The organism is Streptomyces sp. NPDC059398 (genome assembly GCF_042751845.1).
In the GTDB taxonomy this organism is placed as follows: Bacteria; Actinomycetota; Actinomycetes; order Streptomycetales; family Streptomycetaceae; genus Streptomyces.
In genome coordinates this window covers 57738-68644 of sequence record NZ_JBHYWP010000032.1, presented here as the reverse complement: position 1 = coordinate 68644, position 10907 = coordinate 57738, and the positions used below count along the sequence as shown (strand labels likewise).

Here is a 10907-nt window from a genome sequence, read left to right as displayed (position 1 = left end):
GCCCTCGGGGTGCGGCGGCCTCTCGTGATGTGCCGTGCGGCTGTGCCGCGTGGCCCGTGCCCGTGGCCCGTGGCCCGTGCCGTGTGTGGCTCAGACGGTCGTGATGACCTCGTCGAGCGAGAGGCGCGGGGAGCGCGGGAACCAGGCGTCCTCGCCCGGCTTGCCGATGTTGACGATCATCAGCGGGGTGTGGTCGTCGTCCAGGAACTCCTTCTGGACACCGGCGAAGTCGAAGCCCGTCATCGGGCCCGCGGCCAGACCGGCGGCGCGCACGCCGACGATGAAGTAACCGGCCTGCAGGGTGGCGTTGAGGAGGGCGGCCTGCTCACGCGCCGGGCGCTCCGAGAAGAACGCGTCCTTGGCCTGCGGGAAGTGCGGGAACAGCTGCGGGAGCTCCTCGTGGAACTCGTTGTCGGCGGAGAGGATCGCGACCAGCGGGGCGGTGGCGGTCTTCGGCCGGTTGCCCTCGGCCATGTGCTCCACCAGGCGCTCGCGAGCCTCGGGGGAGCGGACCAGGGTGATGCGCAGCGGCGACTGGTTGAAGGCGGTCGGGCCGAACTTGACCAGGTCGTAGATCGCCTGCACCTGCTCCTCGGTCACCGGCTCGTCAGTGAAGGTGTTCGCGGTGCGGGCCTCGCGGAAGAGGAGGTCCTGGGCGGCGGGGTCGAGAACGAGCGACATCTTTCGTACCTTCCGGACATGCGGTGGATCAAGGGATGCTCCGACTGTACGGCGAAGATGTATTAAGTTTCAACTAAATCCGTCCCGACGTGACCGGCCTCACAGCCCACCCGCGCCAAGCGCTCGGACGGCCTCGCACCTGACCCGTGACCAGCGGCATTCACCCGCCCCGTACCGGGCCCCCGGCCCCGGACCGCTCTCACTCCTCGCCGGACCCCGTACCTTCCGGACCCGACCCCTCCGGTCCCGTACCGTCCGCGAGCGCCGCGTCCAGCCGGGCCCGCGCGCCCTCAAGCCAGCCGCGGCAGACCTTGGCCAGCTCCTCACCACGTTCCCACAGCGCCAGGGACTCCTCCAGGGTCGTCCCCCCGGTCTCCAGCCGCCGTACGACATCGATCAGCTCGTCGCGCGCCTGCTCGTAGCCGAGCGCCGTCTCATCCGTCTTCGCCTGTGCCATCTCATCCACCCTGGTCTCATCCACCCTGGTCCCGTCGGCCCCATTCGTTGCGGCCACATCCACGCTGAATCTCACCCCGGAAGCCCGGAACCCCGGAGGCCCGGAAACTGCTGAACCTGCTGCGGCTACTGCGGCTCTTCGGAGCCCCGGGGCTCCCGCCGCTGCGGGCTCACCGTCACACCGAGCTCTCCTCCGGCGACTCTGGCCCGCAGCGGCTCCCCGTCCGTGACCTCGCCGGGTGCGCGCACCACTGCTCCGTCCTCCCGCTGGAGCACCGCGTACCCCCGCTCCAGGGTCGCCGCCGGGGAGAGCGCGACCACACGGGCCCGGGTGTGCGAGAGCTCCGAGTCCGCGCGGTCCAGCAGATGCCGCAGTGTCCGCCGGGCGCGCTCCACCAGCGCGCCGACAACTTCCTCGCGCTCCTCGACCATCCGCTGCGGCCGCTCCATCGACGGCCGGGCGAGCGCTGCGGCCAGCCCGCGCTGCTCCCGGTCGAGCAGCCCCTGCACGGTCCGCAGGGAGCGGTCCCGCAGTTGCCGTACGCGCTCCAGCTCCTCCCCGACATCCGGTACGGCCTTCTTCGCCGCATCCGTCGGGGTGGACGCCCGGACATCGGCCACCAGGTCGAGCAGGGGCGAGTCCGGCTCATGCCCGATCGCCGACACCACCGGCGTACCGCACGCGGCCACGGCACGGATCAGCTGCTCGTCCGAGAAGGGGAGCAGGTCCTCCACGCTGCCGCCGCCGCGCGCCACGATGATCACGTCCACATCCGGCAGCCGGTCCAGTGCCTGTACGGCATCGACCACCTGGGACACCGCGCGTACCCCCTGCACCGCCACATTCCGCACCTCGAAGCGGACGGCCGGCCAGCGCCGCCGGGCGTTCTCCAGCACGTCCCGCTCCGCCGCACTCGCGCGCCCGGTCACCAGACCGATCAGCTGCGGCAGAAACGGTATGGGCCTCTTCCGGTCCAGGGCGAAGAGCCCTTCGGCGGCCAGGGTCCGTTTCAACTGCTCCAGGCGAGCGAGCAGTTCACCGATGCCCACCGGCTTGATCTCCACGGCTCGCAGCGAAAGCTGACCGCGCGGCGCATACCACTCCGGCTTCGCGTGGACCACGACCCGCGCGCCCTCCGCCACCACATCGGCCACCGCGTCGAAGACCTGGCGGAAACAGGTCACCGACACCGAGATGTCGTACGAGGGGTCGCGCAGCGTCAGGAACACCACCCCTGCCCCGGGCCTGCGGGAGAGCTGGGTGATCTGCCCCTCGACCCACACCGCGCCGAGCCGGTCGATCCACCCTCCGATGAGCCGTGACACCTCGCCGACGGGGAGCGGCGCGTCCGCACTCGTATTCAGAGCCATGTACGCAGGCTAAGCGGTGCCACCGACAACGGGACGGCCACACGTGGTCCGCGTGACGGCGAGGGGCTGTCCCGTAATCCCTGGTGGATCAGCGTACGGCGTCAGATGCGGTGCATCGCAAGGCGGAGGGGCGTCCGCATACTGGATGTATTCGGGCGTTCCGACAACGCGGCGAGGTGCCGTAGCTGGCGTCGTACGCCCGCCAGGGATTACGGGACAGCCCCTAGGCTCTCCCCCACGCAACCGCGCCCGGCGAGCACCCCGCTGCACGAGCCCCCTGCCTCACGACCGGCGACCGCCCCACGCCCCATCCCCCGGCCCCACCCCGTACCGCTGCTCACACGTCGAGCCCCGCCCGGCGGCTCCGCTGCACGGCGAAGATCACGAGACCGGCCACCAGCCAGACCAGCCCGACCCACTGGGCCGCGCTCGTCGCCTCCACGATCACCGCGATCGTCACCGCCGCCCCCAGCACCGGCAGCAGCACATGCCGCCACCAGACCGGCGGCCCCTCACCCTTCCGTACCGCGAACCAGCCCACCACCGACGCGTGCAGCAGCAGGAACGCGGTCAGCGCCCCGATGTCGACCACCGAGACCAGCCGGTCCAGGCCGTCGTCCCGGCGTGCCGCCCACACCGCGGCGATCAGCGTCACCACCGCCGCCAGCAGCACCGCGACCCGCGGGACCCCGGAGGGGCCGTCCACCTTGGAGAGGGCGTGCGGCAGCCGCCGGTCGCGCCCCATGGCGAAGAGCAGCCGGCCCGCCGCCGCCTGTCCGGCGAGGGCGGCGAAGGCGGCGCCGATCGCCTTGCTCACCGCGACCAGGTCGTGCAGCCAGCTGCCGACCGCCGCGTCCACCGTGTCGTAGAAGGCCGAGCCTTGCGCCACCGGCTTCGCGGCCAGCTGGGCGGACGACATCGGCTCCAGGAGCGCCGCCAGATACGACTGCACGATGAAGAGCACCCCCGCGAGGACCAGGCAGAACAGCACCGCCCGCGCGACCTTCGCCGACCCGCCGGTGACCTCCTCGGCGAACGAGGCGATCGCGTCGAAGCCCAGATACGAGAGCACCGCCACGGACACCGCCCCGAGCACCGCCGTCAGCGAGAACCCGCCGTCGCCGGTGAAGGGCGTCGCCCAGCCCCGGTTCGTACCGTTCTGGACGAGCACCACGACCGCGGTCACCACGAACACCGCCAGGACGGCGATCTCCATGGCGAGCACCGCGAACCCGACCAGGGCGGCGGCCCGTACGCCCCACAGATTCAGCCCCGTGGTCACCACCACGGCGATCGCTGTCCACACCCACCGCGACACCGAGGGCACCAGCGAGTTCATCGCGATGCCCGAGAAGAGGTACGCGACCGCCGGGATCAGCAGATAGTCGAGCATCGCCATCCACCCGGCGATGAAGCCAGGTCCGGGGCCGAGCCCCTTGCGGGCGTAGGCGAAGACCGAACCGGCCTGCGGCACGACCCGCACCATCTGCGCGTAACTGAACGCGGTGAAGGCCATCGCGATCGTCGACGCGATGTAGACGAGTGCGACGGCGCCGTGCGACTTGGCGTCGAGGGTGCCGAAGATCCCGACCGGGGCCATCGGGGCGATGAAGAGCAGCCCGTATACGACCAAATCCCGGAATCCGAGATTCCGATGTAGTTTCGGCGCCTTCACACCACTGCCCGCGGCCGTCTCGTCAGAAGTCATGGCATCAGTCTTCCCACAAGTCGGGACGCTGCCCCGGCTGACGCGGCCCAACGGTCCCGCCCGTGCCGGACGGCCCCGCCGGCCCACGGCCCGCGGCGGTACAGGCCGTTACGATGGACCGCATGACTGCTACGCCCAGCCCGTCACCCGCCACCCCGACCGGAGACGCCGCGCGGGGCACCGGCGCCCGCCGAGTCCTGCTGGCCGCCCCGCGCGGGTACTGCGCGGGTGTGGACCGCGCCGTGATCGCCGTCGAGAAGGCCCTTGAGCAGTACGGTGCGCCGGTCTACGTCCGCAAGGAGATCGTCCACAACAAGTACGTCGTACAGACGCTGGAGAAGAAGGGCGCCGTCTTCGTCGACGAGACGCAGGAGGTGCCGGAGGGCTCCATCGTCGTCTTCTCGGCGCACGGCGTGGCCCCCGTCGTCCACGACGAGGCCGCCCAGCGCAGTCTGGCCACCATCGACGCCACCTGCCCCCTGGTGACGAAGGTCCACAAGGAAGCTGTCCGCTTCGCGAACGACGACTACGACATCCTGCTGATCGGCCACGAGGGCCATGAGGAGGTCATCGGTACGAGCGGCGAGGCGCCCGAGCACATCACGCTCGTCGACGGCCCCGAGGACGTCGCCAATGTCACCGTGCGCGACGAGTCGAAGGTCGTCTGGCTCTCCCAGACCACGCTCTCCGTCGACGAGACGATGGAGACGGTCGACGCGCTCAAGGAGAAGTTCCCGCAGCTGATCTCGCCGCCCAGCGACGACATCTGCTACGCCACGCAGAACCGCCAGACCGCGGTGAAGCAGATGGGCGCGGACGCCGACCTGGTCATCGTGGTCGGCTCCAAGAACTCGTCCAACTCGGTACGGCTGGTCGAGGTCGCCCTCGGCGCCGGCGCCCGCGCCTCCCACCTGGTGGACTTCGCGGACGAGCTGGACGAGGCGTGGCTGGACGGCGTCACCACGGTCGGTGTGACCTCGGGCGCCTCCGTCCCGGAGATCCTGGTCGACGGCGTACTGGAGTGGCTCGCCGCCAGGGGCTTCGGCGACGTGGAGATCGTGAAGGCGGCCGAGGAGTCGATCACCTTCTCGCTCCCCAAGGAGCTCCGCCGCGACCTGCGCGCGGAGGCCGCGGACCTGTCGGCGGACCGGTAGCGGACCAGCAACGGCCGCCGAACCGCCTACAGCCTTCTCCGAGCGGCTACAGCCGTCGAAGCCCGGAACTCTCTGGAACTCCCTCCGACAAGTGACGGAGCGCTCCACGCCGTAACGTGGGGTCATGCAGATCTTCGGTGTGGACATCGGCGGATCCGGGATCAAGGGCGCTCCCGTTGACCTGGACCGCGGAGATTTGGCGCAGGAGCGCCACAAAGTACTGACCCCCCATCCGGCCACACCCGACGGTGTGGCCGACGGGGTCGCCGATGTCGTCAAGAACTTCGACTGGTCGGGGACGGTGGGCATCACCTTCCCCGGCGTGGTCACCGACGGCATGGTCCGTACCGCGGCCAATGTCGACAAGAGCTGGATCGGCGTCGACGCGGCCACGCTGATCGGCGGCAGACTCGGCCTCCCGGTGACCGTGCTGAACGACGCGGACGCCGCCGGCATCGCGGAGATGACCTTCGGAGCGGGCCGCGACCACAAGGGCACGGTCATCCTGCTCACCTTCGGTACGGGCATCGGTTCGGCCGTCTTCCGTAACGGAGCGCTGGTCCCCAACACCGAACTGGGCCACCTCGAACTGCACGGCCACGACGCCGAGACCCGCGCCTCGACCAAGGCCAAGGAGGACGAGGACCTGGGCTGGCACCACTGGGCGCACCGGGTGCAGAAGTACCTGGAGCACGTGGAGATGCTGTTCTCGCCCGAACTGTTCATCATCGGCGGCGGCGTCAGCCGCAAGGCCGACAAGTTCCTGCCCCTGATCGAGAACGTACGAGCCGAGATCGTCCCCGCCCAACTGCAGAACAACGCGGGCATCGTGGGCGCGGCGATGGCGGCGTCCAGCCGCTGAGCGCGGTGGCAGCGGGGCGCGCTCTCGGGAGCGCCCCGCAGGCCGCCCGGCCGGGCGGCCAGGTCAGCGGCAGTGAGCTTCAGCCAGGACCGGCGGCGGGCCCCCTCGCCCACGGCGTGCCCTGTGACCGAGAGCGAGCCCGGTCACCGAGAACGAGTTCGGTCACCGGCAGCGGACCTGTCACCGGCAGCGGCCGGGGCAGCGGCCGGGGCATCGGTAACGCCACCGGATCACCGGTAACGCCGCCGGGTCATCGATAGTGCCACCGGGTCATCGGTAACGCCGCCGGATCAGCCGGACCTTCCGTACGGTGGTGATGACCCCGGCGACGAGCGTCCCGCCGTAGAGCCAGCCGGCGTTCAGCGCCAGTGTCGTGACCACGGCGACGATACGGCCGCCGGCCCCACCGGTGCCCCCGGCGATCATCAGCGAGCCGAAGGCGAACGAGATCGGCACACTGATGGGCGCGGTCACCAGATCGGCGGGCCGCACCCAGAGAGCGGTCAGCGCGGCGACGGGCAGGAAGAACAGGCCGTACATCAGCGGCCCGCCGTCGAAGAGCAGCGAGTCCACACAGCCGACCAGGAACATCACAGCCGCGCTGAAGATCCCGCCGCCGAGACCGGTCAGCCGGGGGTTGGGGAACCGGCGCATCGCGACCACCACCGGCGGCGCCGGGCGGGCGGCCCGCACCGGGGCCGCCCGGTAGACGGTCGCAGGCCCGGACGCCGCGATGGTGCTCTCGGAAGGACCGTCGGCCTGAGTCGTACGAATCCTGGGTCGCTGCTCCACGTGACCAAAGTAGGTCGCAAGCCGGGAGGAATCCGGCGTTGGACACGCGCTTTGGGCGAGCTTGGCGAACAGTTCGATCCGATGGGGCGCCGGGGCCCTGGCGACACGCCCGTAAACTGGGGGATCGGCCCACCCCGGGCCGGTACATCAGCTCTCGCTACGGGAAGTCGCCAACGTGTCGCTCACGATCGGAATCGTCGGCCTGCCGAATGTCGGCAAGTCGACCCTGTTCAACGCCCTGACCAAGAACGACGTGCTGGCGGCCAACTACCCGTTCGCCACCATCGAGCCGAACGTCGGAGTCGTGGGCGTCCCCGACAGCCGGCTGGCCGTGCTGGCCGAGGTCTTCAACTCCCAGAAGGTCATCCCGGCGACCGTCGACTTCGTCGACATCGCGGGCATCGTACGGGGCGCGAGCGAGGGCGAGGGGCTCGGCAACAAGTTCCTCGCCAACATCCGCGAGTCCGATGCGATCTGCCAGGTCATCCGGGCCTTCCAGGACGAGAACGTCGTCCACGTCGACGGCAAGGTCTCACCCAAGGACGACATCGAGACCATCAACACCGAGCTGATCCTCGCGGACCTCCAGTCGGTGGAGAAGGCGGTCCCGCGCCTCCAGAAGGAGTCCCGCCTCCAGAAGGAGAAGGTCGCGGTGCTCGCGGCCGTCGAGGAGGCCCGGAAGATCCTCGAAGCGGGCACCACGCTCTTCGCGGCGGGCATCACGGCCAACACCGAGAAGGGCCGCCTCCTCCACGAGCTCCACCTGCTCACCACCAAGCCCTTCCTCTACGTCTTCAACGTGGACGAGGACGAACTGGTCGACGAGGACTTCAAGAACCAGCAGCGCGCCCTGGTCGCCCCCGCGGAGGCGATCTTCCTCAACGCCAAGATCGAGTCCGAGCTGATCGAGCTGGACGACGCGGAGGCCCTGGAACTCCTCCAGTCCATGGGCCAGGAGGAACCGGGCCTGGCCACCCTGGGCCGCGTCGGCTTCGCCACCCTGGGCCTGCAGACCTACCTGACGGCCGGCCCGAAGGAATCCCGCGCCTGGACAATCAAGAAGGGCGCCACGGCCCCGGAGGCGGCCGGCGTGATCCACACCGACTTCCAGAAGGGCTTCATCAAGGCCGAGGTCATCTCCTTCGCCGACCTGATCGAAACGGGCTCGGTCGCCGAGGCCCGCTCCAAGGGCAAGGCCCGGATGGAGGGCAAGGAGTATGTGATGCAGGATGGGGATGTGGTGGAGTTCCGCTTCAACATTTAGAAAGTTAATGCTCTCTGATCTGAGATCATTAAAACCTTGAGCAGGGCTCGCCTACTAAGGCGAGCCCTGCTCTGTTGGCACCGCATCGGTGGCAACTAAGACCGGTACCAAGCTGCTGCTGAATCCCTCGTACCACCCGCAGATTTTTTTCATTTCCCCCAGAATGTTCGATGTGAGTTCGGTGATCTCGTACCGGAGGCAGCCACTCGCGGTGCGCGGCGGGGAACCGCGGTCTTATCGACGCTACAGGGGACGCCATAGAAGCGCCTTGAGTCCCTTGATCTTGTATGGCCGCAATTTGCCCTAGTTCCCTTCTCGCTTTCCGTTCTGTTCACCGTCGCGACCCCACAGACGGCGACGGTCAGAGCTATACGCTTTCGCGGAGGACTTCCATAACGATGACAGGGAAGTTGAAGTCACGGGGGGCCAGGCTTCGAGGTCGGTGGGCCGAACTCAATTCAGGTACACGTGATCTGGGCCGCTGAGCTCATATCGATGTGTCTGGGGCGAGCTATGTGTGGCGAAGTAGCCCCGGGGGCTCCGACTGTTAGTCGTCGGGGCAGGTGGTCTGGGCCGCCAGGGCTGGGTTCGTGATCTCCGCGCCTGGCTTGAGGAGGAGCGTCTGGCGCCTTCAGGTCAGTGATGAAGACCGCGATGGCGAGGGTTCCGTGGGGGCGCCGGAAGATCTTGGCGGTGATGTGGATGGGGGGGGGCGTGGAGGACCAGCTTGGCGACCGCGGCACCCATCGTCCAGAGCTGGGCGGGGTCGTCCTGGTGACAGTTAAGTGACGACCCTGCCGGGGCGCTGTCGCTGAGGATCGCCCTCTTAGATCCGGAGCGGAGGGCCAGGGACTCGGCTGTCACGCCGTACTGGGTTTCGATACAGCAGGTCGGGTCCGGTGGGAGGAGGATCCAGCGGTATTCGGGGATGGCGCGCTGGTAGGCGTCGTCGACGGAGATTGGACGACGCAGCCGGTGGTCGGGGCGAGGTTGTACTGGCCGCGAACAACTTCGACAGCTGGCGACTGTCCAGCGAGTGACGTCTTCTGCATCCGAGTAACGGAGAACACAGAGCCCGGCCGTACAGAGACGCCGCTCAAACAGGATGGTCGGCCGCTCACCCAATAGACGAAGGGTCGCAGTTCACCGAAAAGGGCGGATTAGCGACGTAGCCTTGTCCATGTGTGAGGCGATGACAACGATTTGAGGTGCCGAATCCAGCTGCAGATCGGGGTATTGCGTGGCGAGCGTCTTTCAGCGGTGTAAGCAGGATGCCAAGAATCGGGACTATCCCTGTGACCGCCCAAGGTGCAGCCATGGGTGGACCGTCCGGTATCGGGAAGCAGGCGGCAGGAGCGGGCGGCAACGGGAGAAGTCGTTTCCGCGGAGGAGTGGCCTGGACGGAGCGGACGCCTTCGCCGCCGGCGTCGAGAGCGACAAGAAGGCGCGTATCGGCTTCGATCCCGCGCGCGGTGCCTTGCCCTTGTCGGTCTGGGCCCAGGAGTGGCTTGAGCGGCGAGTCATCGGGGAGGCGACCCGCCGCAACTACGAAGGGTTCGTCCGTAACCATCTCGTGCCGCACCTGGGTAACAGGCCCCTGGCCGGGCTGGCGCGGCGGGACTTTGAAAAGTTCGCCAGGGACATCCATGGATCCGGTGCGGGGCTGGCTGCTGCCACGGTCAATGACCGCATGGTGATGGTGGCCGCCGTACTGGAGGCAGCCGTCATCGACAAACGCATCTCGGACAATCCCGCGCGGGGCATCAGAGTGACTCGACGGGATGCGCCGGCAGTGGACGAAGACGAAATCCCGACTCCGGCCGAGGTCGACCTCATCGCAGCACACATCGCGCCGCAGTACCGGCTCGCCGTCTACCTTCAGTCCGGAACCGGCCAACGGCCCGGCGAGGCTCTGGCCTTCTCCACCGAATGCCGACGGCTCGGCTCCGTCAGGATCCGTTGGCAGGTCAGCTCAAAGGCCCACCGCGAGGGCTGCCGGACGGCTTTCGTTCCCCTGAAGAACCGGGTGGAGGGCGAGTACCGCGACGTGCCCGCCGCGCCTTTCGTCGAGCAGGAGGTCGACACTCACCTCTTGAGGTGGAAGCCGGTGCCCGTGGTCTTCGCCGGGCGGAAGAAGAGACGGCAGCTTGAGGTCTTTTTCGCTCCGCGACTGCGTGGCAAGGGCGTCATGCCGACCGTCTCCACCTACAGCTACCACTTCCAGAAGGCGTGCGTGTCGGCCGGCCTGGTCGATGTCGACGGGAAGGCCAAGTACACGCCCGGCAGCCTGCGGCACTTCTTCGCTTCGACCGCCCTGGCCAACAACGTACCGATCCACGAGGTCTCCTGCTGGCTGGGCCATCGCTCGGTCAACACCACGACGGACGTCTACGGACATCTACTGCCGAGCTCCTGGGACCGCTGTAGAAAGCCCTGCAGCACGCCATGAGACCCACGCCACTCGACGCTGTGGCTCAACTTTCAGAGGAAGAAGGCTGTAGTACCGACATGCATCGTCCCGGTGGCCATAGGGGCTCCTGAACCGCATGGTGCTGGGAGAAAGAGGCCGTGCTGGGATGGTGCTGAGAAACTCCCCAACCACCATGCTGGTTACCGGAA

General features: G+C 68.4%; 9 protein-coding genes. 4 read left to right on the top strand and 5 right to left on the bottom strand.

All coding sequences use genetic code 11. The annotated features are described in order from the left end of the window. Positions 1-90 precede the first annotated feature (90 nt). From ACFXBC_RS14590 to ACFXBC_RS14575, 4 genes are all read right to left on the bottom strand, one after another. On the bottom strand, positions 91-681 hold the full coding sequence (locus ACFXBC_RS14590; protein WP_385023379.1) for a malonic semialdehyde reductase: 591 nt from the start codon (positions 679-681) through the stop codon (positions 91-93). A 199-nt stretch (positions 682-880) separates the two neighbouring features. After that, positions 881-1138, bottom strand: coding sequence for an exodeoxyribonuclease VII small subunit (locus ACFXBC_RS14585; RefSeq protein WP_385023377.1), 258 nt, complete (start codon positions 1136-1138; stop codon positions 881-883). A gap of 125 nt (positions 1139-1263) precedes the next feature. Further along, a complete protein-coding gene (gene xseA, locus ACFXBC_RS14580; RefSeq protein ID WP_385023375.1) occupies positions 1264-2508 on the bottom strand; it encodes an exodeoxyribonuclease VII large subunit in 1245 nt (414 codons plus the stop codon). 337 nt (positions 2509-2845) lie between these two features. Next, positions 2846-4216 (bottom strand): APC family permease, encoded by a 1371-nt coding sequence (locus ACFXBC_RS14575; protein WP_385023373.1) that lies wholly within the window; start codon positions 4214-4216, stop codon positions 2846-2848. 122 nt (positions 4217-4338) lie between these two features. On the opposite strand from ACFXBC_RS14575, the gene ACFXBC_RS14570 reads away from it, so the two are divergent. Both ACFXBC_RS14570 and ppgK read left to right on the top strand, forming a co-directional pair. Then, on the top strand, positions 4339-5370 hold the full coding sequence (locus tag ACFXBC_RS14570) for a 4-hydroxy-3-methylbut-2-enyl diphosphate reductase (RefSeq protein ID WP_385023371.1): 1032 nt from the start codon (positions 4339-4341) through the stop codon (positions 5368-5370). A 124-nt stretch (positions 5371-5494) separates the two neighbouring features. Then, a complete protein-coding gene (ppgK, locus tag ACFXBC_RS14565) occupies positions 5495-6232 on the top strand; it encodes a polyphosphate--glucose phosphotransferase (protein ID WP_385023369.1) in 738 nt (245 codons plus the stop codon). Between the two features lie 270 nt (positions 6233-6502). Here ppgK and ACFXBC_RS14560 read toward each other — a convergent pair whose 3' ends face one another. Further along, the gene (locus ACFXBC_RS14560; protein ID WP_385023381.1) at positions 6503-6886 is read right to left on the bottom strand and encodes a DUF6542 domain-containing protein; all 384 of its coding nucleotides are present in this window, start codon (positions 6884-6886) and stop codon (positions 6503-6505) included. Between the two features lie 313 nt (positions 6887-7199). On the opposite strand from ACFXBC_RS14560, the gene ychF reads away from it, so the two are divergent. Then, positions 7200-8288: a redox-regulated ATPase YchF gene (gene ychF, locus ACFXBC_RS14555; protein ID WP_385023367.1), complete on the top strand. Its 1089-nt coding sequence runs from the start codon at positions 7200-7202 to the stop codon at positions 8286-8288. A 1483-nt stretch (positions 8289-9771) separates the two neighbouring features. Continuing rightward, on the top strand, positions 9772-10737 hold the full coding sequence (locus ACFXBC_RS14550) for a tyrosine-type recombinase/integrase (protein WP_385023365.1): 966 nt from the start codon (positions 9772-9774) through the stop codon (positions 10735-10737). Positions 10738-10907 lie beyond the last annotated feature (170 nt).

Excerpts from the sequence above, each read along its gene's own strand:
- xseA (WP_385023375.1), bottom strand. The coding sequence starts at position 2,508 with ATGGCTCTGAATACGAGTGCGGACGCGCCGCTCCCCGTCGGCGAGGTG.
- ACFXBC_RS14560 (WP_385023381.1), bottom strand. The coding sequence starts at position 6,886 with ATGCGCCGGTTCCCCAACCCCCGGCTGACCGGTCTCGGCGGCGGGATC.
- ACFXBC_RS14575 (WP_385023373.1), bottom strand. The coding sequence starts at position 4,216 with ATGACTTCTGACGAGACGGCCGCGGGCAGTGGTGTGAAGGCGCCGAAA.
- ACFXBC_RS14590 (WP_385023379.1), bottom strand. The coding sequence starts at position 681 with ATGTCGCTCGTTCTCGACCCCGCCGCCCAGGACCTCCTCTTCCGCGAG.
- ppgK (WP_385023369.1), top strand. The coding sequence starts at position 5,495 with ATGCAGATCTTCGGTGTGGACATCGGCGGATCCGGGATCAAGGGCGCT.
- ACFXBC_RS14570 (WP_385023371.1), top strand. The coding sequence starts at position 4,339 with ATGACTGCTACGCCCAGCCCGTCACCCGCCACCCCGACCGGAGACGCC.
- ACFXBC_RS14585 (WP_385023377.1), bottom strand. The coding sequence starts at position 1,138 with ATGGCACAGGCGAAGACGGATGAGACGGCGCTCGGCTACGAGCAGGCG.